Raw genomic sequence first — 25,170 nt, 5'->3', positions numbered from 1 at the left:
AGCCCAAACTGCTTTTACTTGCAGCTTAAAGCTTGCCGCTTGTGGCTCCTCAGAACACTGAGGCGTAATCGCCCAGTTCGACTTGCACGGACTTGATGCGCGTGAAGTTATTGAGAGAGCTGATCCCGTTTTCACGGCCAACACCCGACTGCTTGTAACCGCCAACCGGCATTTTTGCGTCGGACTCGCCCCAGGCGTTGATCCAGCAGATACCGGCTTCGAGCTGATGAATCACGCGGTGCGCGCGGTTCAGGTCTTTGGTGACGACACCGGCGGCCAAGCCGAAGTCAGTGTCGTTGGCACGGCGGATCACTTCTTCTTCGGTCTCGTAAGACAGGATCGCCATGACCGGGCCAAAGATTTCTTCACGAACGATGGTCATGTCGTCGGTGCAGTCGGTGAACACGGTCGGCGCCACGAACGCGCCTTTGGCGAATTCGCCGTCGGTCAGACGCTCGCCGCCGCACAGGACGCGGGCACCTTGTTCTTTACCCTTGGCGATGTAGCCCAGCACGCTTTCCATGTGCGCGAAGCTCACCAGCGGACCGAAGTTGGTGTTTTCGTCTTCCGGGTTGCCGATGCGGATGCGCGCAACGCGCTCAACGATCTTGGCTTCGAAAGCAGCTTTCAGGTGGCTCGGCACGAACACGCGAGTACCGTTGGTGCAGACCTGACCCGAGCTGTAGAAGTTGGCCATCATCGCGGTGTCGGCGGCGCGATCGAGGTCGGCGTCGTCGAAGATGATAAGCGGCGACTTGCCACCCAGTTCCATGGTCACGTCTTTCAGGGACGATGCCGAAGCGCTGGCCATGACTTTCTTGCCGGTGTCGGTGCCGCCGGTGAAGGAGATTTTCTCGATGCGCGGGTGTTCGGTCAGCCAGGTGCCGACTTCACGGCCGCTGCCGGTCAGGACGTTGAACACGCCATCCGGAACGCCGGCTGCGGTGTAGATTTCAGCCAGTTTCAGGGTGGTCAGCGAGGTGACTTCGCTTGGCTTGAAGATCATCGCGTTACCGGCGGCCAGCGCTGGAGCGGATTTCCACAGAGCGATCTGGATCGGGTAGTTCCACGCGCCGATACCGGCGACAACGCCCAGCGGCTCGCGACGGGTGTAAACGAATGCGGTGTCACGCAGCGGGATCTGCTCGCCTTCGATGGCGGGTACCAGGCCTGCGTAGTATTCCAGCACGTCGGCGCCGGTAACGATGTCGACGTACTTGGTTTCGGAGAAGGCTTTACCGGTGTCCAGGGTTTCCAGAGCAGCCAGTTCATCGTTGCGCTCGCGCAGGATGTCGACGGCACGACGCAGGATGCGCGAACGCTCCATGGCGGTCATCGCGGCCCAGACTTTCTGGCCCTTTTCGGCGCTGACCACAGCGCGCTCGACGTCTTCTTTGGTCGCACGTTGTACTTGTGCGAGGACTTCACCAGTTGCCGGGTTGATGGCTTCGAAGGTGGCGTCGCTGGAGGCGTCGGAGTAAGCGCCATCGATATAGAGTTTTTGCAGTTCGAAACGGGCCATAGTGTCCTCGCAAGTGCATAAGTGGTTGGCGTTGGTCACCGGGTGAGCCATGTAGCTGTGGCATCGCTGATCGGTGACAGTTCAGGGGCCGAGCTTTTTTCGAGTGCTCTAGCTCACCTGCTTGGCCAATTGGAAATCCATGTATTCGTAAGCGATCTGTTGCGCCTGCGCTGTGTCGAAAGCGTCTCCCGACAGCGCGCCGCGCAACCACAACCCGTCAATGAGGGCTGCCAGACCGCGGGCAGCGCTGCGCGCATCTTCGAGCGGCAACACACGGCGGAACTGGCAGCACAGGTTGGAATACAAGCGGTGATCGTTGATCCGCTGCAACCTGTGCAAAGACGGCTGGTGCATGCTGGTGGCCCAAAAGGCCAGCCAGGTTTTCATTGCCGGGCCATTGACCTGGCTGGCGTCGAAGTTGCCTTCGATGATCACCTGCAGATGCGCCCGTGGGCTGTCATCTGCCAACGCCTGACGACGTGCGGTGACACTCTCGCTGAGGGCGGTCATCAGATACCGCATCGTGGCGGCAATCAGGCCATTCTTGTCCTGAAAATAGTGACTGATGATGCCATTCGAGACACCGGCCAAACGGGCGATCAGCGCAATGCTGGCGTCCCCCATTCCGACCTGATCGACCGCCTGCAAAGTGGCTTCGATCAGTTGTTGGCGGCGGATGGGTTGCATACCGACCTTGGGCATCTTGCACATCTCCTTAGGCCTTCCGACGGGCGAATAACGCTTATCGGATTGAGGGCCAGTCTATTTTGTTTTGATTGAACGTTCAATCAACAAAGAATAAGATCTGCGACAAATCGTCGCTGCCTACAGCTTTTTCCTACGTGTAAGTGGCGATAAAACCGACATCCGAAAATGCTCGAAACCTTTATGGGGCATGGCGCGGTTCGCTATTTGAAGGACGTGTTGAAAGGGCAAGACGCTCAGGGCCAGGTTTCGGATGAACGTCCGTACATCTTCGGCCACGCTAGCGATTCGCAGCGCCATTTCGGCAGGTTCAGGCTTTTTTCGGGGTGTCTTTATATCACCCGCCGGTCGGCTGCCAACTAACCGATTGGTCGGGTTCCGTGTTGCCTTGTGTTCTTCTCTCGCACTGCCTGGAGCATTTGTGCCATGAGTTCTGCCTCTCTAATAAAGACCCCGCCCGAGAAGGTGACGGTCAACGGTTGGGTGTTTTACACCTCTACCGCGCTGATTCTGTTGTTGACCGCCATTCTGATTATCGCCCCGCAAGAGGCCGGCAGGATGTTGGGTGTGGCTCAGGCCTGGTTGTCGCGCAGCTTCGGCTGGTACTACATGGTGGTGATCGCCGCTTACCTGGTGTTTGTGGTGGGCCTGGCGTTTTCTTCCTACGGCAAACTCAAACTGGGCAGCAAGGACGACACCCCTGATTTCAGTTACGGCGCCTGGGCGGGGATGCTGTTCTCGTCGGGTATCGGTATTTCGCTGTTGTACTTCGGCGCCTCCGAACCGCTGGATCACTACTTCAATCCGCCTGAAGGCACTGCCGGCTCCAACATGGCGGCGCGTCAGGCTGTACAGCTGACTTTCCTGCACTGGGGCCTGCACGGCTGGGCGATCTATGCACTGGTTGGTCTGGCCGTGGCGTACTTTGCTTATCGTCATAACCAGCCCCTGGCACTGCGTTCGGCGCTGTATCCGCTGGTAGGCGAGCGTTGGGTCAAAGGCGCGGCCGGTCATGCGGTGGACGGCTTCGGCATGTTCGTGACCCTTTTGGGTCTGGTGACCAACCTGGGGATTGGTTCGCTGCAAGTGTCGTCGGGCCTTGAAAACCTGTTCGGCATGGAACACAGCAACACCAACCTGCTGATCGTGATCATTGTGATGAGCACCGTGGCGACCATCGCGGCTGTGTCGGGCGTGGAAAACGGCATCCGCCGTCTGTCCAACCTGAACATCGTGCTGTTCAGCGGTCTGCTGATTTTCGTGCTGCTGTTCGGCCCGACCTTGCACTTGCTCAATGGCTTCGTGCAGAACATCGGCGACTACCTCAACGGCATCGTGCTGAAAACCTTCGACCTCTACGTGTATGAAGGCAGCGCCGAGAAAACCGAACGCTGGATGGGCCTGTGGACGCTGTTCTACTGGGCGTGGTGGATTTCCTGGGCCCCATTCGTCGGCATGTTCATCGCGCGGATTTCCCGTGGTCGGACCGTGCGTGAACTGGTCGCCGGTGTGCTGCTGATTCCGCTGGGCTTCACGCTGGCCTGGTTGTCGATTTTCGGTAACTCGGCACTGGATCTGGTGATGAACCATGGGGCGGTGGAGCTCGGCAAGACGGCGCTGGAACAGCCGTCGATGGCGATCTATCAGCTGCTTGAGCATTACCCGGCGTCGAAGATTGTCATTGGTGTGTCGATCTTCGTGGGCTTCGTACTGTTCCTGACCCCGGCCGACTCCGGTGCGGTGATGATGGCCAACCTTTCGTGCAAGGGCGGCAACGTCGACGAAGATGCGCCGCACTGGCTGCGGATTTTCTGGTCGGCAGTTATCACGCTGGTGACCATCGGTCTGCTGTTTGCCGGTAACTTCGAAGCCATGCAAACCATGGTGGTGCTGGCCGGTCTGCCGTTCTCGGTGGTGCTGGTGTTCTTCATGTTCGGCCTGCACAAGGCGATGCGTCAGGACGTGCAGATCGAACAGGAGCAAGCGCAACTGGCCGAGCGTGGTCGTCGTGGTTTCAGTGAGCGTCTGACGCAACTGGATCTGCAGCCGAGCCAATCGGTGGTTCAGCGTTTCATGGACAAGCAAGTCAGCCCGGCGCTGGAAGACGCGGCCGCGCAAATGCGTGCGCAGGGTCTGGAAGTACAGACGCTGTTGGGTAAATCCAAGCGTTGCATGGGCGTGCGCATCGAGATGGAAGAGGGTAACCCTTTCGTTTATGAAGTGAGCCTGGAGGGCTACCTCGCGACGCCGACTGAATCTGTGGACTCTGAAGAGGCGCGCCAGCGCTACTACCGCGCCGAGGTGTACCTGCACAACGGCAGCCAGGATTACGACCTGATGGGCTTCACCCAGGATCAGATCACGCGGGATGTGCTCGATCAGTTTGAAAGCCATCGGCAGCTCCTTGGCCGGGTGTACAGCTAAGTAATGAAGGAGGCGGTGTTTCTGTCTGAAGCACCGCGTTGCCTCCTTTAAAAGATCGCAGCCTTCGGCAGCTCCTACATTGATCGCATCCCCCTGTAGGAGCTGCCGAAAGCTGCGAGCTCTTGATCTTCACTCAAACAAAAACGCCGCGATCCTCTCGCGGCGTTTTTTGTGTCTGCGGGGCTTACCCCAGGTTCTTGCCCAGCAACGCGTGATACAGCTCGCTGTCGCCCAAGATCCCCACCACATGATTGTTATCGTGCAGCACCAGTTTGTTGCCGGTCTGGTAACGAATCTGCAACGCATCGCGCATGCCGATATTCGAGTCGACCAGCGTCGGCCGGCGCTCCAGTCCTTCCACCGCTTGCCCCGGTGCCCAATTCTGCAAGTCGAGGGCCGCGCCGTTCTGCCGCGCGCCTTTGATGGTGTTGCCTTCGGCCAGGTCCAGCCACGAATCGCCGCCCGGATCGAGACACACCGAGCCGTTGATGCGTTTGCACTTGTCCAGCGTGCGCATCAGGCTGCGACCGCACAGCACGTTGAGCGGATTGGTGTGCGCGACGAAGGTGCGCACATAGTCGTCCGCCGGGTTCAGCACAATCTCTTCCGGCACGCTGTATTGAATGATCCGGCCGTCCTTCATGATCGCGATGCGGCTACCCAGTTTGAGCGCCTCATCGAGGTCGTGACTCACAAACACGATGGTCTTGTTGAGCTTGCGTTGCAGCTCCAGCAGTTCATCCTGCAAACCCTGGCGGATCAACGGGTCGAGTGCCGAGAACGGTTCGTCCATCAGCAGAATATCGGCATCCATGGCCAGCGCCCGGGCAAGGCCCACACGTTGCTGCATGCCGCCGGAGAGTTCGTCAGGCTTTTTGTTGCGCCATTGGGTCAGGCCCACCAGTTCGAGTTTTTCATCGACCAGTTTCTTGCGTTCCTTCTCCGGGCGCCCCTGCATTTCCAGACCGAAACTGATGTTCTCGCGCACCGTCAGCCAAGGCATCAAGGCGAATTTCTGGAACACCATGGCGATGCGTTTGGTGCGCATCATTTTCAGTTCGGCAGGCGTGCAGGAGGCGATGTCGATCTGGCGGTTTTCATGCTCGACGAACAGCTTGCCGCGGCTCACGGTGTTGAGGCCGTTGATGCAGCGCAGCAGGCTCGACTTGCCGGAGCCCGAGAGGCCCATCAGCACGCAGATTTCGCCTTTGTTGATGTCCAGCGTGGCTTTTTCCACACCAACGATTTGCCCGGTCTTTTTCAGGATCTCGTTGCGGGTCATGCCCTGATCCAGCAGCTTGAGTGCCTCGCGCGGGTCTTTGGAGAAGATTACGTCGACGTCTTCGAAGCGAATTATGCTCATGCGTCACCCCCTACTTTGGCTTCGGGTTGTTTGCAGATACGGTCGAGCATGATCGCCAGCAGTACGATCGCCAGGCCTGCTTCGAAGCCCAGGGCGATATCAGCAGTGTTCAGTGCGTTGACCACCGGTTTGCCGAGTCCGTCGGCGCCCACCAGTGCCGCAATCACCACCATCGACAACGACAGCATGATGCATTGAGTGATGCCGGCAGCGATGCTCGGCATGGCGTGAGGCAATTCGATCCGTGAGAGCAATTGGCGACGCGAGCAGCCGAAGGCCTTGCCGGCGTCCATCAGTTCTTGCGGGACATCGCGGATGCCCAGGTAGGTCAGGCGGATGGGCGCCGCGATGGCGAATACCACCGTGGAGATCAGGCCCGGCACCACACCCAGCCCGAAGAGGGTCAGGGTAGGAATGAGGTAAACGAAGGTCGGTACGGTCTGCATCAGATCGAGTACCGGGCGCATCACCGTGTAGAACATCGGCTTGTGCGCGGCGATGATGCCCAGCGGCACACCGATCAGCACGCAGACAAAGGTGGCGAACAACACCTGGGCGAGGGTTTCCATGGTTTCCTGCCAGTACCCCAGATTGAGGATCAGCAGAAACGAAGCGACTACAAAAGCGGTGAGCCCCCATTTGCGCTGGATCAGATGCGCAATCAGGGCGATGAGGCCGATCAAGACCAGCGGGTTGAACCAGGTCAGCGCAAACGTCACGCCGTGGATCATCGTTTCCAGCGTCACGGCAATTGCGTCGAACGTGTTGGCGCCGTGTTGCGTCAACCATTCAACGAATGCCGCGATGTACTGGCCTAAAGGTAGTTTCTGATCAATCAGCATGGTAGTGAACGTCCGCATGCAAGGAAATAAACAGCCCGGGCAGGCGAACCTGCCCGGCATAAGCGATTACTGGGCTAACTTGGCTTTCACGGCCTCCAGGCCAGGCTTACCGTCAATGGTGGTCACGCCAGCGAGCCAGGTATCGAGCACCTGTGGATTCTTTTTCAGCCAGGCCTTGGCGGCCGCGTCAGGCTTCATCTTGTCGTCGAGGATGTTGCCCATCAGTTCGCTTTCCATATCGACGGTGAACTCCAGATTCTTCAGCAACTGACCGACGTTGCTGCATTCCGTGGCGTAACCCTTGCGGGTGTTGGTCGCTACAGTGGCCGCACCGAAATCGGGGCCGAAGAACTCGTCGCCGCCGGTCAGGTATTGAATCTTGAAGCGCTTGTTCATCGGGTGCGGCGCCCAGCCGAGGAACACCACCTCGGTGCCACGGCGCGACGCGCGGTCAACCTGCGAGAGCATGCCCGCTTCAGACGATTCGACGACTTTGAACCCGGCGGTTTTCAGGCCGAAGGCGTCCTTGTCGATCATGCTCTGGATCAGACGGTTGCCGTCGTTGCCAGGCTCGATGCCGTAAATCTTGCCGTCGAGTTCTTTCTTGAATTTGGCGATGTCGGCGAAGTCATGCAGACCTTTGTCATACAGGGCTTGCGGCACGGCGAGGGTGTATTTGGCGCCGGTGAGGTTGGTGCGCACGGTTTCCACGGTGCCGGCGTCGCGGTAGGCCTTGATGTCGTTTTCCATGGTCGGCATCCAGTTGCCGAGGAACACGTCCATGTTCTTGCCGTCGGCCAGCGACTTGTAGGTCACGGGTACGGAGATCATGGTGGTCTTGGTCTTGTAGCCGAGGGCATTGAGGACGACGGAGGTGGTAGCGGTGGTGGCGGTGATGTCGGTCCAGCCAACATCGGAGAAATTTACGGTACTGCACTGTGCCGGTTCTGCAGCTTGCGCCAGTAACGGCAGACTCAGCATGGCGGCCAACAACAACGACGGGGAACCTTTCATGGATGGACTCCTTGGTGTTTTTTTTGGCAGTGTTCCGACTGGACCACCGCACTTATGGGTTGCGGTTGGATGGCGTTCTGGAGACAGCTCTACCACGTCGCCTTGCAATCGAGTCATAACGATCATGTACCAGTGAAAATCTGACGCCTACAGGGGGGGTCGTATCCAGTACAGGGATGGTCGCATCCAGTGTCAGTGACGTCGTTTACAGCTTTTTTCTGCCCTGTCTGGCCATCTGAACTGCATAAAAACGGCGCAAACAGGCGTGAAAACCGGTACGGCGTTCGTGGACATGAGTGCGTCGGTGCCAGACGCCGTGCAAGCCATCAAAAGCCTGATGATGCGGGCATTCCGGCGGATCGCAGCTTGAGCGTAGCAGCTCCGCCAGCGGGCGCTTAACGCCCCGGATCAGCATCTTCAGGAGCTCTGCAGCAATGGCTATCAGCGTTTTCGACCTGTTCAAAATCGGCATCGGCCCTTCCAGTTCCCACACCGTCGGGCCAATGCGCGCGGCGGCATTGTTCGTTGAGTCGCTGCGTGACAGGCATCAGTTGGAACAGGTGCGGCGCATTGAGGTTCAGCTTTTCGGTTCGCTGTCGGCCACGGGTATCGGTCACGGCAGCGACAACGCGGTGATCATGGGGTTGATGGGCGAGTGGCCGGACGCGATCGATCCGTCGCAGATCGGCCCGCGCATCCAGGCCTTGCGTGAAACCCACACACTTCTCTTGGATGGTCGCTTGTCGGTGCCGTTTGTCTGGGCCCGCGACATGCGCCTGATCGAGGAAAACCTGCCGTTCCATCCCAACGCCATGACCCTGGTTGCCGAAGGCGATCACGGCGAGTTGCATCGCGATACCTACTATTCAGTCGGTGGTGGATTTGTCGTGGATGAGGCGCAGGCGTCCAGCGGTGTGGTTGACCTGGATCGCACCGAGTTGCCTTATGACTTTTCCAGCGCCGTCGAACTGCTGGAGCTGTGCAAAAAGAACAACCTGCGCGTTGCCGAATTGATGATGGCCAACGAGAAGGTCTGGCGCAGTGAAGAAGAGATTCGCGCCGGGCTGATGACGCTGTGGCGGGCGATGCAGGATTGCGTCGAACAGGGCTTGAAGCACGAGGGCATCCTGCCCGGCGGTTTGAATGTGCGTCGCCGCGCGGCGAAGTTGCACCGTAGCCTGCAGGAGCTGGGCAAGCCGAATGTGATTGGTTCGACGCTGAGCGCAATGGAGTGGGTCAACCTGTTCGCCCTCGCCGTGAATGAAGAGAACGCCGCGGGTGGGCGCATGGTCACGGCGCCGACCAATGGCGCGGCGGGGATCATTCCGGCGGTGTTGCACTACTTTATGAAGTTCAGCGAGGCGGTGACTGACGCCAATGTCGTCGATTACCTCCTCGGTGCGGCGGCGGTCGGGATTCTGTGCAAGAAGAATGCGTCGATCTCCGGTGCTGAAGTCGGCTGTCAGGGCGAAGTCGGCTCGGCGTGCGCGATGGCGGCGGCGGGGCTGGCGGAGATTCTTGGCGCGACACCCGAGCAACTGTGCAATGCGGCGGAGATAGGCCTGGAACACAACCTTGGGCTGACGTGCGACCCGGTAGGTGGTCTGGTGCAAGTGCCGTGCATCGAGCGCAATGCGATTGCGGCGGTGAAAGCAATCAATGCAGCGCAGATGGCGCTGCGTGGCGACGGGCAGCACTTTATCTCGCTGGACCGGGTGATTCGCACCATGCGCGATACCGGCGCCGATATGCATGACAAATATAAAGAAACGTCGCGCGGTGGCTTGGCGGTGAGCGCGGTTGAGTGCTGAGTCAGCTCCACCGAGGTGAATTCTTCGTCGGAACGCCGCCCGGAGACAAGCTCGCTCCCACATTGGAACCTGGCGTTCATACATTTTTGTGTTCACTGGAGATCTACTGTGGGAGCGAGCCTGCTCGCGAAGGGGCCAGACCAGTCAAAACTGCGCGCTAAGTGAACACGGCTAATCAATCACGCCACCTTTTAGCGCGTCGCAATCAGATAAGAGTCTTTCCCAGCTGTTACAGGCAATCGGCATCCCTACCGTCCGTCCCCCGTGCCTTAGGTGACATTCCCCGGCAACCGTGCGTAGGCCAGTTCCCACAAGTGCTACCGATATGCTCACACCCATCGGGGCAGGGCTTTCACTGGCGTCGATAGCACTTCGAAATACCCTTCGTCGGACGTCTCGAATAGACGCGTCGCGACGTCGTTTTCAGGAGTTGTTGAACGGCCATTCAATTTTAGGCATGGCAATTGCTCTGTCATAACAAAGCCCGTCTCCCCTGCGAGAACGCCGGCAATAACAAGAGCCTCCGCCTGAGGCCATCACCCGCTTTGTGTGAGGAGATACCGCGATGACGTCGTTCAACTCCGGGGCCCAACCCCAGAACCGTGCGCCTCAATCCATCGGCTTTCTGCTGCTGGACAATTTCACGCTGATTTCTCTGGCCTCCGCAGTTGAACCTCTGCGCATGGCCAACCAATTGTCCGGTCGCGAGCTGTATCGCTGGAGCACCCTCACCGTCGATGGCGGCCAGGTGTGGGCCAGTGACGGTCTGCAAATCACCCCTGACGCCTCCATGCACAAAGCACCACCGCTGGACACTGTGATCGTCTGCGGTGGCATCGGCATCCAGCGCACCGTTACCCGTGAACACGTCTCATGGCTGCAAAGCCAGGCGCGTCAGTCCAAGCGTCTCGGTGCCGTGTGCACCGGCAGTTGGGCCCTGGCCTGCGCCGGCCTGCTCGACGGTTTCGATTGCAGCGTGCATTGGGAATGTCTGGCGGCGATGCAGGAAGCTTTCCCTCGCGTGGCGATGAGCACCCGCTTGTTCACCCTCGACCGCAACCGTTTCACCAGCTCCGGCGGCACCGCGCCGCTGGACATGATGCTGCACCTGATCAGCCGCGATCACGGCCGTGAGCTGTCCGCCGCGATCTCGGAAATGTTCGTCTACGAGCGTATCCGCAACGAGCAGGATCACCAGCGTGTGCCGCTCAAGCACATGCTCGGCACCAACCAGCCGAAATTGCAGGAAATCGTCGCGCTGATGGAAGCCAATCTGGAAGAGCCAATCGACCTTGATGAACTGGCGGTGTACGTCGCCGTGTCGCGTCGGCAGCTCGAGCGCCTGTTCCAGAAATACCTGCACTGTTCGCCGTCGCGCTACTACCTCAAGCTGCGCCTGATTCGCGCCCGGCAATTGCTCAAGCAGACGCCGATGTCGATCATCGAAGTGGCATCGGTGTGCGGTTTTGTGTCGACGCCGCACTTCTCCAAGTGCTACCGCGAATACTTCGGCATTCCGCCGCGTGACGAGCGCGTAGGGTCCAACACCACCCAGCAAGTGGCGATGCTGCCGCTGCCGCAAGCGATTGTGATGTCGCCGCTGTCGGGTCCGATGTCGGCGTTGAGCCAGGCGCGCAATGAGTCGACGTTTGCCAGTGTAAGGCTCTAGACCGAGGCGCTTTCATCGCTGGCAAGCCAGCTCCCACAGGATCTGTGTTGGACACAAATGTTGTGTTCACCCGGATCACTGTGGGAGCTGGCTTGCCAGCGATGGCGGTTTATCAGGCGCTATGGCTTTGCTGATAGTCCGCCAACGCTGGCAGCAACTGTTTGTCGATGGCCTGACGTACTGCGGGCTGGATACTGGCACCACTGGTGTACATGTCCTTGACCATCTTGCGCAGCTCGGATGCCCTTACATTATCCAGCCCACGCACCGCACACTCACAGGCCTGCTCGGCCGTGGAGCCACTTGGCACCTGAAACCCCAATGCCTTGAGCTGTCCCAACAGGTCTTCCTGATCAATCAAGTCGGCGTACATCATGAGGCGAATCCTTCTTCGGCAACGGAGGTCGTGGTTCGATTCTGGTAGGCGGGTGAAGTGACGGCAAGAGCGATTTGTCGCAGTGGCCGCGACGGCTATGAACAGGTCGTTTTCGGCTAACTCGCTGTGCAGGGGAGTCGGCACACTGAACTCAGCTTGCAGCACGAAGGTTTGGTCACCCTCGCATCGCAGCTCCTCAACAGTAGCCTCTGCCCCGATCCAGTCACGGCTGGTATCGGGTTTTTTTTGGCTGTAAATCAGCAAGATCGCGTCATCGTTCATCGCGGGCAAGCCAGCTCCCACAGGTTTTGGATCTGGACACCTTTTTGTGACCAACGCCTAACCCTGTGGGAGCGGGCTTGCCCGCGATGAACGATGACGCGGTCTACCGGGCAGGCGGCAGGGCGATGACGCGGCCTATGTAAGCGGGGGCGGGCAGATCGGTTTGCGCGGCGACGATGGCTTGCAGGTGATTCAGCGTGTCGGGGGTGAAAGGTGCCGAGCGTGGGCCGGCGAGATCGACATGGAGCAACATTTGCTCGTTGCCGGCCAGTTCCTGGGGATCGCCGACTTTGTGCAGGCTGTGATAGAGGTGCAGGCGCTTACTGTCGTGGCCGATGATTTGCGTGTGCACTTCGACCTCGGCGTCGAGCTTCACTTCGTGCAGGTAGTTGAGGTGCAGTTCGAGCGTAAACAGCGAGTGGCCGCTGGCTTCGCGGTTGTTGCTGTCCATGCCGAGGCGATCCATCAGGGCGTCGGTGGCGTAGCTGAAAATCAGCAGGTAAAAGGCATCGCGCAGGTGGCCGTTGTAGTCGACCCAGTCGGGGATGATGCGGGTTTGGTAGGTGGTAAGGGTGGGCATGATTGGGTTCCGGGCAGTTGGATGGTCTTCAGGATCAAAAGCTACCCCCTCACCCCAGCCCTCTCCCCCAGGGGGGCGAGGGGGAAAGGGAGCCGATCTTTATGCAATTCAAAACTTGAGTTCGGCTCGGTGGTGCAAGTCGGCGTCACTCGCAAGAGCACCTCGGTCAGTCCCCTCTACCTCTGGGAGAGGGCTAGGGTGAGGGCAGGCAATGTCATGCCAAACGCATTACTCGCTGAAACTCATTCCATGCTTTTCCTTGGTAGTCCTGACCGCCTCCAATACCGCCAGCAGGCAATCATCACGATAGCGCTCCAATGCCGAAATACTACGTTCGCCAAGCTGCTCGCTGGTGCCATCGACCACGTCATCAATCAACTTGTCAGTCAGTTCCGGGGCCGGCAGATAGGTCCACGGCAACTGCAAGGCCGGGCCGAATTGCGACATGAAGTGGCGCATCCCGGCATCACCACCGGCCAGCGTGTATGTCAGGAACGTGCCCATGAACGACCAGCGCAGACCCGCGCCAAAGCGGATCGCATCGTCGATCTCGCCCGTTGTGGCGACGCCATCGTTAACCAGGTGCAGCGCCTCACGCCACAGCGCTTCAAGCAAACGGTCGGCAATAAATCCCGGCACTTCCTTGCGCACGTGCAGCGGGCGCATGCCGAGGGATTCGTAGACTTTCATAGCCGCTTGCACGGCTTCAGGCGCGGTGTTCTTGCCGCCGACCACTTCCACCAACGGCAGCAGGTAGACCGGATTGAATGGATGGCCGACCACACAGCGTTCCGGGTGGGTTGAGCTCTCGTAAAACTCGCTCGGCAACAGGCCAGAAGTGCTGGAACCGATTAACGCGTTCGGCTTGGCGGATGCGCTGATTTTGCTGTGCAATTCCAGTTTCAGTTCCAGACGTTCCGGAGCGCTTTCCTGAATGAAATCGGCATCACGCACGCATTCTTCGATGGTCGCGACAAAGCGCAGACGATCCTGCGAGGCGCCCGGCGCCAGGCCGTTTTTCTCCAGCGCACCCCAGGCATTGGCGACGCGTTTGCGCAATGCCGCTTCCGCGCCGGGCGCCGGGTCCCAGGCCACCACGTCGAGGCCGTGGGCGAGGGCGCGCGCGACCCAGCCGCTGCCGATGACACCGCTGCCGAGAGCGGCGAAGGTTTTGATTTCGGTGATAAAGCTCATGGCGACGTTCCTGAATAGTTCGGCGATCAACTGTGGGAGCGAGCCTGCTCGCGAAGCGGTGGCTCTGCTGATGAAGATGCTTCGGATCGCGAGCAGGCTCGCTCCCACAGGGTTCTGAGGTGAGTTCGTTCAGCCGCGCTGGGTCAGGCCCATTTTCTTGCGACCTTCCGCCGGAGTCAGCACGCGGGCGCCGAGGCGGCTGAGGATTTCGGTGGCGCGTTCGACCAGTTGGCCGTTGGTCGCGAGCACGCCCTTGTCCAGCCACAGATTGTCTTCCAGGCCGACCCGCACGTTGCCGCCGAGCAACACCGCTTGCGCCGCCATCGGCATCTGCATGCGGCCAATGCCGAACCCGGCCCACACGGCATCCGCCGGCAGGTTGTCGACCATGGCTTTCATGGTGGTGGTGTCGGCCGGCGCGCCCCACGGGATGCCCAGGCACAGCTGAAACAACGGGTTGTCGAGCAGGCCTTCCTTGATCATCTGCTTGGCGAACCACAGGTGACCGGTGTCGAAGATTTCCAGTTCGGCCTTAACGCCCAGTTCAGTGATGCGCTTGGCACCTGCGCGCAATTGCGCCGGGGTGGAAACGTAAATGGTGTCGCCGTCGCCGAAGTTCAGCGTGCCGCAATCGAGTGTGCAGATTTCCGGCAGCAGTTCTTCGACATGAGCGAGGCGGGTCAGCGGACCGACCAGATCGGTGTTCGGGCCGAACTCCATCGGGTTCTCGCCAGCGCCGATTTCCAGGTCGCCACCCATGCCGGCCGTGAGGTTGACGATGATGTCGACGTCCGATTCGCGGATCCGCTCCATCACTTCGCGGTACAGCGCTACGTCACGGCTGAACTTGCCGGTCTGTGGATCACGGACGTGGCAATGCACCACAGTGGCGCCAGCCTTGGCGGCTTCCACGGCGGCTGCAGCGATCTGTTTCGGGGTGACCGGCACGTGCGGGCTGCGGGCGGTCGTGTCGCCAGCACCGGTGAGTGCGCAGGTGATGATGACGTCGTGGTTCATGGTGCGGTTTCCTTCAGGCGTGATGGGTCTGTCCGCAGCCCTTGTCGGGCTGCGAAGCGGTGATTCAGGGGTGATTTACTTGCTGGTCAGTTGCAGGTTTTCAGCGGCCGGTTTTCCATCGAAAGTGGTCACACCTTCAAGCCAGCGCTGCTTGTCTTCGGGGTGATCCTTGAGCCATTGCCTGGCGGACTCGAAGGCGTCCTTGTGATCGAGCAGCGGTTGCATCATCCGGCTCTCGTCTTCGGCGGTGTACGTCAGATTGGTCAGCAGGCGACCGATGTTCGGGCACTGTTCGGCGTACTTGGGCGACGTGACCGTCCATACGGTGGCCATGCCTTCGTTCGGGCCGAGGGCGTCTTCGCTGCCGGTGAGGTAAGTCATCTGCACGTTGACGTTCATCGGGTGCGGCGCCCAGCCGAAGAACACCACAGCCTCTTTGCGGCGCACGGCGCGATCAACCGCCGCGAGCATGCCGGCTTCGCTTGATTCGACCAGTTGGAATTTGCCGAGGCCGAACTGGTTCTTGGCGATCATTGCCTTGATCTGCGTGTTGGCGCCCGAACCCGGCTCGATGCCGTAAATCTTGCCGCCCAGTTCTTTCTCGAATTTGGCGATGTCGGCGAAGGTTTTCAGGCCCTTGTCAGCCAGGTAAGTCGGCACAGCGAGGGTGGCGCGGGCGTCTTTGAGGCTAGGCGCTTCGAGGACCTTGACCTGATTGGCGTCGACGAACGGCGTGATGGTCTGGGTCATCAGCGGGTTCCAGTAGCCGAGGAACAGGTCCAGACGCTGATCGCGTATCCCGGCGAAGATGATTTGCTGGGATGCGCTGGTTTGTTTGGTTTTGTAGCCGAGGCCGTCGAGCAGAACCTGTGTCATGGCGCTGGTAGCGATCACGTCGGTCCAGTTGACCACGCCCATGCGTACGTTCTGGCAAGACGCGGGTTCGGCCGCCATGACGCTGGCGCTCAAGAAAGCGGTACCGCTGAGTGCAAGAACACAGCTGCTGATCAGTCGTTTCATGTCGGGTTCCTCGGCAGGTCGTTTATTGTGGTTCCCGGCGTCTGATGCGCCGGTGATGCAAAGTTACGCAGCAATGCGCCCGTGAAAGCGCACTACGGCGACCGGCACTTGCACTGTAGCGACCTGTGCGCTTGAACGCTGACGACAATCGGCGTATCAACGACCCACGCTACCCGCCAACCGAGTGCGCCCATGTCCCAGGATTTTTACTTTTTGCTGATGCCGGGGTTTTCCGCGATCGGCTTTATCTCCGCGATCGAACCTCTACGGGTGGCCAACCGTTTTCGCGGCGAGCTGTACCGCTGGCATGTTCTGAGCGCCGATGGCGGGGCAGTGCTGGCGAGTAATGGCATGTCGGTCAACGCTGACGCGGCGCTGGAGCCGCTGAAGAAGGGCGCGACGCTGTTGGTGGTCGCCGGATTCGAACCGCTGAAATTCGCCACGCCAACGCTTGAGCACTGGCTGCGCCGCCTGGATAACGAAGGCGTCACCCTCGGCGCCATCGACACCGGCAGCTTCGTCCTGGCCGAGGCGGGCCTGCTTGAGGGCCATCGCCTGACCTTGCATTGGGAGGCGATCGACGCGTTCAAGGAATCTTATCCACAGCTCAGCGTGACGCAGGAACTGTTCGAGATTGACCGGCGGCGCATCACCTCGGCCGGTGGCACCGCTTCCATCGATTTAATGCTCGACCTGATCGCCCAGGCCCACGGCCCGCAACTGGCGATCCAGGTCAGCGAGCAATTTGTGTTAGGCCGCATCCGCCCGCGCAAAGACCACCAGCGCATGGAGGTCGCCACGCGTTATGGCATCAGCAACAAGAAACTGGTGCAGGTGATTGGCGAGATGGAACAACACAGCGAACCGCCGCTGAGCACGCTGCAACTGGCGGAATCGATCAAGGTCACGCGGCGACAACTGGAGCGCTTGTTCCGGCTGCATCTGAACGACACGCCGAGCAATTTCTATCTGCGCTTAAGGCTGGAGAAGGCTCGGCAGTTGTTGCGCCAGACGGATATGAGCGTGCTCGAAGTCAGCATTGCCTGCGGGTTTGAATCACCGTCGTATTTCACTCGCAGCTACCGGGCGAAGTTTGCACGCTGTCCGCGAGAAGACCGCCGTACTGCCCAAGCCTGAAAATCAAAAGATCGCAGCCTTCGGCAGCTCCTACATGAGATCCCCTGTAGGAGCTGCCGAAGGCTGCGATCTTTTGATCTTGCTGTTTGCTTACTTCTTCACCAACGCCGAGCACGCCGCTTTATAAGCCTCATGCTGATACTTGTTCAGCGTCCCCGGCAGCTCGAAATTGTGCTTCTTGGCCTGTGCATTGATCGTCTGCGGCGACAGCAGCGTCACCTCACACCCATCGAGCAACTGAAACACACCCTCGATCTTGAACGTCGTCGGCCCACCGGCAAATTCACCCTTCTTGCTGCGCTTCTTGATCGCAATCCGGTCAATCGAGTTCTCCCGCACAAACGACGCGACCTGCGCGGCGAAGCGTTTGACGTTGGCTGCCTCGTCGTCATCGTCGAGGGCGATTTTCTTGGTGGCGAGAGGGATGTGGCTCAGGGTCGAACCGTCGAGAGCGGCCACGGCGATGATCGCTTCGCTGCCTTTGATTTCGATGCCGCAGATGTTCATGGGTGTCCTTTGATTAGCTATAGATGTGCAGCTTACAGATCAGACACTCACTCCTGACCAATCGACTCCAAAAACTCCGACCGCTCGTCACTCATCCGCGCCACGCAATCATTCTGCGCAATCGTAAAGGCCTTGCTTCCCGCCGTTGCCGGGAAGGCTTCTACCGCGCAGTCGGCGTCCCGCGTCTTCAGCCATTGCTGCTGGGCAGTTTTGAGTTTGGCGGTGATGTCAGACAGTTGCGTCGGGTTCTTGCCGTATGCGGTTTGCATGCGTTCGGTGAGGCTGGCGTAGTTGTCCTTGAGCAGGTCTTCGGCCGCGGTGCGGCTGTACGCTGAGCACTCCAGGGTCTGCACGTCGTTTTCGACTGCGTCGCACGGGTTGTTGTCGGACTCTTCGGCGGCGTGTACGCCGGTCGCAATCAGTGCCAGGGCCAGGAAGATCGATTTCATTGAGGTCGCCGCTCTCATCCAGTGGTGTATCCAAGATGCGGGGGATTCTGGCTCAAGCTGGCGGGCTTGAACAGGTGGCTGGTCGGGCCGCCTGATGACCCTTTGTCGCGGATTGACGCTTTCGGCAATTCCCCTGTCGTTTTTGCACCCGGTCGCCCCTGCACCGAGGCATATGCTGGCCCCAAAGCGCCGGCAGACGATTCGGCGCATGAATCGCCAATAAGGGGACGCCTGATGAGCCCAGCCGAATTACACGCCGACAGCATCGTTATCGACGGTCTGATCATTGCCAAATGGAACCGCGAGCTGTTCGAAGACATGCGCAAGGGCGGTCTGACGGCGGCCAACTGCACTGTGTCGGTGTGGGAAGGCTTTCAGGCGACCGTCAACAACATCGCCGCCAGCCAGAAGCTGATCCGCGAGAACAGCGACCTGGTGATGCCGGTGCGCACCACCGCCGATATCCGTCGCGCCAAGGAGCAGGGCAAGACCGGCATCCTCTTCGGCTTCCAGAATGCCCATGCGTTTGAAGACCAGATCGGTTACGTCGAGGTGTTCAAGCAGCTCGGCGTCGGCATCGTGCAGATGTGCTACAACACCCAGAACCTGGTCGGCACCGGTTGCTACGAGCGTGATGGCGGGCTGTCGGGTTTCGGTCGCGAGATCGTCGCCGAGATGAACCGCGTTGGCGTCATGTGCGACCTGTCCCACGTCGGTTCCAAGACTTCCGAAGAAGTCATCCTCGAATCGAAAAAACCGGTCTGCTACTCCCACTGCCTGCCGTCGGGGCTCAAGGAGCACCCGCGCAACAAGTCCGATGAAGAACTCAAATTCATTGCCGACCACGGCGGTTTCGTCGGCGTGACCATGTTCGCGCCGTTCCTCGCCAAGGGCATCGATTCGACCATCGACGACTACGCCGAAGCCATCGAATACGTGATGAACATCGTCGGCGAAGACGCCATCGGCATCGGCACCGATTTCACTCAGGGCCACGGCCAGGACTTTTTCGAATACCTGACCCACGACAAGGGCTACGCCCGCCGTCTGACCAGCTTCGGCAAGATCATCAACCCGCTGGGCATCCGCACTGTCGGCGAGTTCCCGAACCTGACTGAAACCTTGCTCAAGCGCGGCCATCCCGAACGTGTGGTGCGCAAGATCATGGGCGAAAACTGGGTCAACGTCTTGAAAGACGTCTGGGGCGAGTAACGCTTTCCAAGACCGCCGCCGAACTGCCCCCTCTCCTGTGGGAGAGGGCTGGGGTGAGGGCTGCGGCCAATACTGAATCTAAAACTTTTCTGGAGTTAAGTTTCCATGGCCAAGATCGCCCCGCAATTGCCTATCGAAGTCGACAGCGAAACCGGTGTCTGGACTTCCGACGCCCTGCCAATGCTGTACGTGCCGCGTCACTTTTTCGTCAATAACCACATGGGCATCGAGGAAGTGCTGGGCGCCGAAGCCTACGCCGAGATCCTCTACAAGGCCGGCTACAAATCTGCCTGGCACTGGTGCGAAAAAGAAGCTGAATGCCACGGCCTGGAGGGCGTTGCGGTGTTCGAGCACTACATGAAGCGCTTGTCGCAGCGCGGTTGGGGCCTGTTCAAGATTCAGGACATCGACCTCGATAAAGGCACCGCCAGCGTCAAGCTCGAGCACTCGGCGTTTGTCTACGTCTACGGCAAGGTCGGGCGCAAGGTCGACTACATGTTCACCGGCTGGTTTGCCGGCGCGATGGATCAGATTCTTGAGGCTCGCGGCAGCAAGATTCGCACGGTTGCCGAGCAAGTGTACGGTGGCTCCGAAGAAGGCCACGAAGACGGCTTGTTCACCGTCAAGCCGTTGTAAGTCGAGGAACCCGTCATGGCTTTCGAAGCAATGTTCCAGCCGATCCAGATCGGCAAACTGACCATCCGCAACCGTGTGCTCAGCACCGCGCACGCCGAGGTCTACGCGACCGACGGCGGCATGACCACCGACCGCTACGTCAAGTATTACGAAGAGAAAGCCAAGGGCGGCATCGGCCTGGCGATTTGCGGCGGCTCGTCCAGTGTGGCCATCGACAGCCCGCAAGGCTGGTGGAAATCGGTGAACCTGGCGGATGACCGGATCATCCCGCACTTCCAGAACCTCGCCGACGCCATGCACAAGCATGGCGCCAAGATCATGATCCAGATTACCCACATGGGCCGTCGCTCGCGTTGGGACGGCGAGCATTGGCCAACCCTGCTGTCGCCGTCGGGCATCCGTGAACCGGTGCACCGCGCGACCTGCAAAACCATCGAGCCGGAAGAAATCTGGCGGGTGATCGGCAACTACGCCACCGCTGCTGGCCGCGCCAAGGCCGGTGGTCTGGACGGCGTTGAGTTGTCTGCCGTGCACCAGCACATGATCGACCAGTTCTGGAGTCCGCGCGTCAACAAGCGCACCGATGAATGGGGCGGCAGTTTCGAGAACCGCATGCGTTTCGGTCTGGAAGTGCTCAAGGCTGTGCGCAAGGAAGTCGGCGACGATTTCTGCGTCGGCATCCGCTTGTGCGGCGACGAATTCCACCCGGACGGCTTGTCCCACGAGGACATGAAACAGATCGCCAAGTACTACGACGACACCGGCATGCTCGACTTCATCGGCGTAGTCGGTTCGGGTTGCGACACCCACAACACCCTGGCCAACGTTATCCCCAACATGAGTTATCCACCGGAGCCGTTTCTGCACTTGGCGGCCGGGATCAAAGAGGTGGTGAAAGCGCCGGTTCTGCATGCGCAGAACATCAAGGACCCGAACCAGGCCACCCGGATTCTTGAGGGCGGTTATGTCGATATGGTCGGCATGACCCGCGCGCACATCGCCGACCCGCACCTGATCGCCAAGATCAAGATGGGCCAGATCGACCAGATCAAACAGTGTGTGGGCGCCAACTATTGCATCGACCGTCAATACCAAGGTCTGGACGTGCTTTGTATCCAGAACGCCGCGACGTCCCGTGAATACATGGGCGTGCCGCACATCATCGAAAAATCCACCGGCATCAAGCGCAGAGTCGTGGTCGTCGGTGCCGGCCCGGCCGGGATGGAAGCGGCGCGGGTGTCCGCTGAACGCGGCCACGACGTGACGCTGTTCGAGAAGAAAGAATTCATCGGCGGGCAGATCACTACTGCATCGAAAGCACCGCAGCGCGACCAGATCGCCGGCATTACGCGCTGGTTCCAGTTGGAACTGGCGCGGCTGAAAGTCGACCTGCGTCTGGGCACTGCGGCTGATGCCGCGACGATCATGGATTTGCGTCCGGACGTCGTGGTGCTGGCGGTTGGCGGACACCCGTTTCTTGAGCAGAACGAACACTGGGGCGCGGCCGAAGGGTTGGTAGTCAGCAGTTGGGACGTGCTCGACGGCAAGGTTGCGCCGGGCAAGAACGTGCTGGTCTACGACACCATTTGCGAGTTCACCGGGATGTCGGTTGCCGACTTCCTCGCCGACAAGGGCAGCCAGGTCGAGATCGTCACCGACGACATCAAACCCGGCGTGGCCGTTGGCGGTACGTCGTTCCCGACCTACTACCGCAGCATGTATCCGAAAGAAGTGATCATGACCGGCGACATGATGCTGGAGAAGGTCTACCGCGAGGGCGACAAACTGATCGCGGTGCTGGAGAACGAATACACCGGTGCCAAAGAGGAGCGGGTGGTCGATCAGGTGGTCGTGGAAAACGGCGTGCGCCCGGACGAAGAGCTGTATTACGGGCTCAAGGAAGGATCGCGCAACAAGGGCCAGATCGATATCGATGCGTTGTTTGCGATCAAACCGCAGCCATCGCTGAGTACCACGGGTGACGGCTACTTGCTGTTCCGCATCGGCGACTGCGTGGCGCAGCGCAACACACACGCCGCGATCTACGACGCACTGCGGTTGTGCAAGGATTTCTGACGGCTTGCACCAAACCCTGTGGGAGCGAGCCTGCTCGCGAATGCAATCTGTCAGTTGACGATGATGTCGACTGACTCACCGCTTTCGCGAGCAGGCTCGCTCCCACAGTAAAGCGGATCGTGTTTCTCCAGGTTGCACTGGTGGGAGCTTCACCTATGTTGAACACCCTTCTTCCAATCCTGTTGTTCGCAGCCCTGGGCCTCGCTGTCCTTGGCGCGTTGCGGCGGGTGGCGATGTGGCGTCGGGGCCGGGCCTCGAAGGTCGATCTGATCGGCGGCCTGCTGGCCATGCCCAAGCGGTACATGGTCGATCTTCACCATGTGGTGGCGCGGGACATATACATCGCCAACACCCACGTGGCCACGGCCGGCGGCGCGGTGGCGTCGATTGTGCTGGCGATTCTGGTGCATGGCTTTGGCCTGCATAACCGCATCCTCGGTTACGCCTTGCTGCTGATGTCGGCGGTGATGTTCGTCGGCGCGATCTTCGTTTACCTGCGCCGGCGCAACCCGCCGGCACGGTTGTCGAAAGGCCCGTGGATGCGCCTGCCGAAAAGCCTGCTGGCCTTCTCGGCGTCATTCTTTCTGGTGACGTTGCCGGTGGCCGGGATATTCCCGGAGAACTTCGGTGGCTGGCTGCTGGCAGTGATTCTCGGCATTGGCGTGCTGTGGGGCGTTTCGGAATTGCTCTTCGGCATGACCTGGGGCGGGCCGATGAAGCACGCCTTCGCTGGCGCGCTGCATCTGGCCTGGCACCGTCGTGCCGAACGTTTCGGCGGCGGTCGTTCCACCGGTTTGAAACCGCTGGACCTCAACGACCCGAGCGCACCGCTGGGCGTGGAAAAACCCAAGGATTTCACCTGGAACCAGTTGCTCGGTTTTGACGCCTGCGTGCAGTGCGGCAAGTGTGAAGCCGCGTGCCCGGCGTTCGCTGCCGGCCAGCCGCTGAACCCGAAAAAACTGATTCAGGACATGGTCGTCGGCCTCGCTGGCGGCACCGATGCCAAGTTCGCTGGCAGCCCGTATCCAGGCAAACCAGTCGGCGAGCATGCAGGCAATCCGCATCAACCGATCGTCAACGGTCTGGTCGATGCCGAGACCCTGTGGTCGTGCACCACCTGCCGCGCCTGCGTGGAGGAGTGCCCGATGATGATCGAGCACGTCGACGCTATCGTCGACATGCGCCGCCACCTCACCCTGGAAAAAGGCGCAACACCGAACAAGGGCGCCGAGGTGCTGGAAAACCTCATCGCCACCGACAACCCCGGCGGTTTCGCACCGGGCGGGCGGATGAACTGGGCGGCGGATTTGAACCTGAACCTGCTCAGCGAAAAGAAATCCACCGACGTGCTGTTCTGGGTCGGTGACGGCGCCTTCGACATGCGCAACCAGCGCACCTTGCGCGCCTTCGTCAAAGTGCTGAAGGCAGCGAAAGTCGACTTCGCCGTACTCGGTCTTGAGGAACGCGACAGCGGCGACGTGGCCCGCCGTCTCGGCGACGAAGCGACGTTCCAGCAGCTCGCCAAACGCAATATCCAGACCTTGGCCAAATACAGTTTCAACCGCATCGTCACCTGTGATCCGCACAGTTTTCATGTGCTGAAAAACGAGTACGGTGCGTTCGACGGCAATTACCTGGTGCAGCACCACAGCACCTACATGGCGGAAATCATTCAGGCCGGCGCGCTCAACCTCGGGCAGCACAAAGGCAACAGCGTGACCTATCACGATCCATGCTATCTCGGCCGCTACAACGGTGAGTACGAAGCGCCGCGTGAAGTGCTGCGTGCGCTCGGTATCGAAGTCAAAGAGATGCAACGTTCCGGCTTCCGTTCGCGTTGCTGCGGCGGCGGTGGCGGTGCGCCGATCACCGACATTCCGGGCAAACAGCGTATCCCCGACATGCGCATGGACGACATCCGCGAAACCGGCGCTGAACTGGTGGCCGTGGGTTGTCCACAGTGCACGGCGATGCTCGAAGGCGTGGTCGAACCGCGTCCGCTGATCAAGGACATTGCCGAACTGGTCGCCGACGCGCTGCTCGAAGACGCCGCACCAAGCAAGCCGACCACTCCGGCCAAACGTGAACCCGCGGAGGCCCACTGATGAGCGACATTATCCGCCGCGATCCGCGCGCCGAATGGATCGCCCGCAACCGACTGCATCCGCTGCACGCGGCGATGCAACCGGCACAACACAGCTGGATGGGGCCGAATGGCGTCATCCGTAAAAACCTGCACGGCATCGGTTTTATTGGCCCCAACGGCATCAAGCGTATCGACCGCAGCGGCGCGCAACAGGGCGGGGCGACTAAGCGTTCAGCCGCTGTAGAGGTGCAATTGCCGCTGCATCAGGTGCCGGCCCCGGCGTTCTACATCAGCGTGGTGCCGGACATGGTCGGTGGTCGCTTGAGCAGCCACGACCGCGACTTGCTGGGGCTTGCCCATGAGTTGGCCGGCAAGGATGGGGCGGTGTTGGCGGTGGTATTCGGCGAGCACAAGGAAAGCGCATTTGCCACGGCGGGCGTTGACCGCTTGCTGGTACTCGATGGCGAAGAATTCAACGGTTATGCACCGGAACAACGGGTGCTAGGGCTGCGGGCTGTGGATAACCAGTTCAGTCCGCGCCACTGGCTGCTGCCGGACAGTCGCAGCGGTGGCGGTGAGCTCGGCCGTCGCTTTGCTGCAGCGTTGGGAGAACGCCCGGCCACCCGGGTCTGGCAGGTCAAGGATGAGCAATGCATCGGCCGCGCCGGTGCGGGGCTGCAAGACCTGGCGCGTCCGGTCGCTCGATTGATTCTGGCCTCGGCCGAATGCGCCGAACCGGTCAGCGAAACTCGCCACGAAGCGCTGCCCGTGGAGTTATCCACAAGCGTCGCGCGCAGCTTGTCGCGAATCGAGGATCTGGGCGCGGTGGCGGTGGACCCTGCGGCCATTCCGATGGCCGAGGCCGAGTTCATCTTCTCTGGCGGTAACGGGGTCAAGGACTGGGCGCTGTTCCACCAGACTGCTGCCGCACTGGGTGCCACCGAAGGCGCTTCGCGGGTGGCGGTGGACGACGGCTACATGGCGCGCGATCGTCAGGTTGGCGCGTCCGGTACCTGGGTCACTGCGCGGGTGTATGTGGCGGTGGGGATTTCCGGCGCGATCCAGCATCTGCAAGGCATTGGCGCCTGCGACAAAGTGGTGGCGATCAACCTCGATCCGGGTTGCGACATGATCAAACGTGCCGACCTGTCAGTGATCGGCGAGAGCGCAGAGATTCTTCAAGCCTTGATCGCGGCGGTAGCGGCCTACCGCAACGACGCCAAGCGCGATGCGGCTTAAGGAAACGCT

General features: G+C 60.2%; 22 protein-coding genes. 9 read left to right on the top strand and 13 right to left on the bottom strand.

Annotated features, from left to right (window positions below; translation table 11 throughout):
• Nucleotides 1-49: 49 nt before the first annotated feature.
• Complete coding sequence (gene betB / locus H8B20_RS10080) at nt 50-1,522, bottom strand: betaine-aldehyde dehydrogenase (protein ID WP_210623058.1); 1,473 nt, start codon at nt 1,520-1,522, stop codon at nt 50-52.
• 108 nt (nt 1,523-1,630) lie between these two features.
• Nucleotides 1,631-2,224 carry a transcriptional regulator BetI gene (gene betI / locus H8B20_RS10075; RefSeq protein ID WP_042561476.1) on the bottom strand — a complete coding sequence of 198 codons (594 nt, stop codon included), beginning with the start codon at nt 2,222-2,224 and terminating at the stop codon, nt 1,631-1,633.
• A 429-nt stretch (nt 2,225-2,653) separates the two neighbouring features.
• Here betI and betT point away from each other — a divergent pair, with 429 nt between their 5' ends.
• Entirely contained in the window at nt 2,654-4,651 is a 1,998-nt protein-coding gene (gene betT, locus H8B20_RS10070; RefSeq protein ID WP_042561474.1) for a choline BCCT transporter BetT, read from the top strand.
• 184 nt (nt 4,652-4,835) lie between these two features.
• Here betT and choV read toward each other — a convergent pair whose 3' ends face one another.
• The 4 genes from choV to H8B20_RS10050 form a co-directional block, all read right to left on the bottom strand.
• Entirely contained in the window at nt 4,836-6,014 is a 1,179-nt protein-coding gene (gene choV, locus H8B20_RS10065; RefSeq protein ID WP_042561473.1) for a choline ABC transporter ATP-binding protein, read from the bottom strand.
• Nucleotides 6,011-6,856, bottom strand: a complete 846-nt coding sequence (choW, locus tag H8B20_RS10060) for a choline ABC transporter permease subunit (protein WP_210623057.1) — start codon at nt 6,854-6,856, stop codon at nt 6,011-6,013. Before choW ends, choV begins: the two co-directional genes overlap by 4 nt.
• Nucleotides 6,857-6,922: 66 nt before the next feature.
• On the bottom strand, nt 6,923-7,870 hold the full coding sequence (locus H8B20_RS10055) for a choline ABC transporter substrate-binding protein (protein ID WP_042561471.1): 948 nt from the start codon (nt 7,868-7,870) through the stop codon (nt 6,923-6,925).
• A 205-nt stretch (nt 7,871-8,075) separates the two neighbouring features.
• A complete protein-coding gene (locus tag H8B20_RS10050) occupies nt 8,076-8,342 on the bottom strand; it encodes a hypothetical protein (protein WP_210623056.1) in 267 nt (88 codons plus the stop codon).
• On the opposite strand from H8B20_RS10050, the gene H8B20_RS10045 reads away from it, so the two are divergent.
• Both H8B20_RS10045 and gbdR read left to right on the top strand, forming a co-directional pair.
• The gene (locus H8B20_RS10045; protein WP_210623055.1) at nt 8,305-9,681 is read left to right on the top strand and encodes an L-serine ammonia-lyase; all 1,377 of its coding nucleotides are present in this window, start codon (nt 8,305-8,307) and stop codon (nt 9,679-9,681) included. The genes H8B20_RS10050 and H8B20_RS10045 overlap by 38 nt on opposite strands.
• A gap of 565 nt (nt 9,682-10,246) precedes the next feature.
• Nucleotides 10,247-11,350, top strand: coding sequence for a choline metabolism transcriptional regulator GbdR (gene gbdR, locus H8B20_RS10040; protein ID WP_007949927.1), 1,104 nt, complete (start codon nt 10,247-10,249; stop codon nt 11,348-11,350).
• A gap of 112 nt (nt 11,351-11,462) precedes the next feature.
• Here gbdR and H8B20_RS10035 read toward each other — a convergent pair whose 3' ends face one another.
• From H8B20_RS10035 to H8B20_RS10015, 5 genes are all read right to left on the bottom strand, one after another.
• Nucleotides 11,463-11,726, bottom strand: a complete 264-nt coding sequence (locus tag H8B20_RS10035) for a hypothetical protein (RefSeq protein ID WP_042561469.1) — start codon at nt 11,724-11,726, stop codon at nt 11,463-11,465.
• 385 nt (nt 11,727-12,111) lie between these two features.
• A complete protein-coding gene (locus H8B20_RS10030; RefSeq protein ID WP_210623054.1) occupies nt 12,112-12,588 on the bottom strand; it encodes a thioesterase family protein in 477 nt (158 codons plus the stop codon).
• A gap of 228 nt (nt 12,589-12,816) precedes the next feature.
• Nucleotides 12,817-13,782: an L-carnitine dehydrogenase gene (locus H8B20_RS10025; protein ID WP_115147146.1), complete on the bottom strand. Its 966-nt coding sequence runs from the start codon at nt 13,780-13,782 to the stop codon at nt 12,817-12,819.
• A gap of 129 nt (nt 13,783-13,911) precedes the next feature.
• Nucleotides 13,912-14,799: a 3-dehydrocarnitine:acetyl-CoA trimethylamine transferase CdhC gene (gene cdhC / locus H8B20_RS10020; RefSeq protein WP_042561466.1), complete on the bottom strand. Its 888-nt coding sequence runs from the start codon at nt 14,797-14,799 to the stop codon at nt 13,912-13,914.
• 75 nt (nt 14,800-14,874) lie between these two features.
• Nucleotides 14,875-15,819: a choline ABC transporter substrate-binding protein gene (locus H8B20_RS10015; protein WP_210623053.1), complete on the bottom strand. Its 945-nt coding sequence runs from the start codon at nt 15,817-15,819 to the stop codon at nt 14,875-14,877.
• 192 nt (nt 15,820-16,011) lie between these two features.
• Between H8B20_RS10015 and H8B20_RS10010 the strand changes: the two genes are divergently transcribed.
• Entirely contained in the window at nt 16,012-16,956 is a 945-nt protein-coding gene (locus tag H8B20_RS10010) for a GlxA family transcriptional regulator (protein ID WP_042561464.1), read from the top strand.
• Nucleotides 16,957-17,046: 90 nt separating this feature from the next.
• Here the strand turns inward: H8B20_RS10010 and H8B20_RS10005 are convergent, their stop codons facing one another.
• Complete coding sequence (locus H8B20_RS10005) at nt 17,047-17,463, bottom strand: DUF3010 family protein (protein ID WP_150593657.1); 417 nt, start codon at nt 17,461-17,463, stop codon at nt 17,047-17,049.
• A 47-nt stretch (nt 17,464-17,510) separates the two neighbouring features.
• Nucleotides 17,511-17,912, bottom strand: coding sequence for a lysozyme inhibitor LprI family protein (locus H8B20_RS10000; RefSeq protein WP_210623052.1), 402 nt, complete (start codon nt 17,910-17,912; stop codon nt 17,511-17,513).
• Between the two features lie 234 nt (nt 17,913-18,146).
• On the opposite strand from H8B20_RS10000, the gene H8B20_RS09995 reads away from it, so the two are divergent.
• The 5 genes from H8B20_RS09995 (at nt 18,147) to etfA (ending at nt 25,161) form a co-directional block, all read left to right on the top strand.
• Entirely contained in the window at nt 18,147-19,124 is a 978-nt protein-coding gene (locus tag H8B20_RS09995) for a dipeptidase (RefSeq protein ID WP_034153590.1), read from the top strand.
• Between the two features lie 105 nt (nt 19,125-19,229).
• Nucleotides 19,230-19,760, top strand: coding sequence for a DUF5943 domain-containing protein (locus H8B20_RS09990; RefSeq protein ID WP_047303843.1), 531 nt, complete (start codon nt 19,230-19,232; stop codon nt 19,758-19,760).
• A gap of 15 nt (nt 19,761-19,775) precedes the next feature.
• On the top strand, nt 19,776-21,836 hold the full coding sequence (gene dgcA / locus H8B20_RS09985) for an NADH:flavin oxidoreductase (protein WP_210623051.1): 2,061 nt from the start codon (nt 19,776-19,778) through the stop codon (nt 21,834-21,836).
• Between the two features lie 155 nt (nt 21,837-21,991).
• Nucleotides 21,992-23,941, top strand: coding sequence for a (Fe-S)-binding protein (dgcB, locus tag H8B20_RS09980; RefSeq protein ID WP_210623050.1), 1,950 nt, complete (start codon nt 21,992-21,994; stop codon nt 23,939-23,941).
• Nucleotides 23,941-25,161: an electron transfer flavoprotein subunit alpha gene (etfA, locus tag H8B20_RS09975; protein ID WP_210623049.1), complete on the top strand. Its 1,221-nt coding sequence runs from the start codon at nt 23,941-23,943 to the stop codon at nt 25,159-25,161. Before dgcB ends, etfA begins: the two co-directional genes overlap by 1 nt.
• Nucleotides 25,162-25,170 lie beyond the last annotated feature (9 nt).

Origin of the sequence: Pseudomonas sp. P42 (assembly GCF_017973755.1) — a bacterium.
GTDB classification, from domain to species: domain Bacteria; phylum Pseudomonadota; class Gammaproteobacteria; order Pseudomonadales; family Pseudomonadaceae; genus Aquipseudomonas; species Aquipseudomonas iridis.
This window is presented reverse-complemented; position numbering and strand designations above follow the sequence as displayed.

Bases quoted from the DNA above. Each gene is read 5' to 3' on its own strand.
- betB (WP_210623058.1), bottom strand. From the start codon at position 1,522: ATGGCCCGTTTCGAACTGCAAAAACTCTATATCGATGGCGCTTACTCC.
- betI (WP_042561476.1), bottom strand. From the start codon at position 2,224: ATGCCCAAGGTCGGTATGCAACCCATCCGCCGCCAACAACTGATCGAA.
- betT (WP_042561474.1), top strand. From the start codon at position 2,654: ATGAGTTCTGCCTCTCTAATAAAGACCCCGCCCGAGAAGGTGACGGTC.
- choV (WP_042561473.1), bottom strand. From the start codon at position 6,014: ATGAGCATAATTCGCTTCGAAGACGTCGACGTAATCTTCTCCAAAGAC.
- choW (WP_210623057.1), bottom strand. From the start codon at position 6,856: ATGCTGATTGATCAGAAACTACCTTTAGGCCAGTACATCGCGGCATTC.
- H8B20_RS10055 (WP_042561471.1), bottom strand. From the start codon at position 7,870: ATGAAAGGTTCCCCGTCGTTGTTGTTGGCCGCCATGCTGAGTCTGCCG.
- H8B20_RS10045 (WP_210623055.1), top strand. From the start codon at position 8,305: ATGGCTATCAGCGTTTTCGACCTGTTCAAAATCGGCATCGGCCCTTCC.
- H8B20_RS10050 (WP_210623056.1), bottom strand. From the start codon at position 8,342: ATGCCGATTTTGAACAGGTCGAAAACGCTGATAGCCATTGCTGCAGAG.
- gbdR (WP_007949927.1), top strand. From the start codon at position 10,247: ATGACGTCGTTCAACTCCGGGGCCCAACCCCAGAACCGTGCGCCTCAA.
- H8B20_RS10035 (WP_042561469.1), bottom strand. From the start codon at position 11,726: ATGATGTACGCCGACTTGATTGATCAGGAAGACCTGTTGGGACAGCTC.
- H8B20_RS10030 (WP_210623054.1), bottom strand. From the start codon at position 12,588: ATGCCCACCCTTACCACCTACCAAACCCGCATCATCCCCGACTGGGTC.
- H8B20_RS10025 (WP_115147146.1), bottom strand. From the start codon at position 13,782: ATGAGCTTTATCACCGAAATCAAAACCTTCGCCGCTCTCGGCAGCGGT.
- cdhC (WP_042561466.1), bottom strand. From the start codon at position 14,799: ATGAACCACGACGTCATCATCACCTGCGCACTCACCGGTGCTGGCGAC.
- H8B20_RS10015 (WP_210623053.1), bottom strand. From the start codon at position 15,819: ATGAAACGACTGATCAGCAGCTGTGTTCTTGCACTCAGCGGTACCGCT.
- H8B20_RS10010 (WP_042561464.1), top strand. From the start codon at position 16,012: ATGTCCCAGGATTTTTACTTTTTGCTGATGCCGGGGTTTTCCGCGATC.
- H8B20_RS10005 (WP_150593657.1), bottom strand. From the start codon at position 17,463: ATGAACATCTGCGGCATCGAAATCAAAGGCAGCGAAGCGATCATCGCC.
- H8B20_RS10000 (WP_210623052.1), bottom strand. From the start codon at position 17,912: ATGAAATCGATCTTCCTGGCCCTGGCACTGATTGCGACCGGCGTACAC.
- H8B20_RS09995 (WP_034153590.1), top strand. From the start codon at position 18,147: ATGAGCCCAGCCGAATTACACGCCGACAGCATCGTTATCGACGGTCTG.
- H8B20_RS09990 (WP_047303843.1), top strand. From the start codon at position 19,230: ATGGCCAAGATCGCCCCGCAATTGCCTATCGAAGTCGACAGCGAAACC.
- dgcA (WP_210623051.1), top strand. From the start codon at position 19,776: ATGGCTTTCGAAGCAATGTTCCAGCCGATCCAGATCGGCAAACTGACC.
- dgcB (WP_210623050.1), top strand. From the start codon at position 21,992: ATGTTGAACACCCTTCTTCCAATCCTGTTGTTCGCAGCCCTGGGCCTC.
- etfA (WP_210623049.1), top strand. From the start codon at position 23,941: ATGAGCGACATTATCCGCCGCGATCCGCGCGCCGAATGGATCGCCCGC.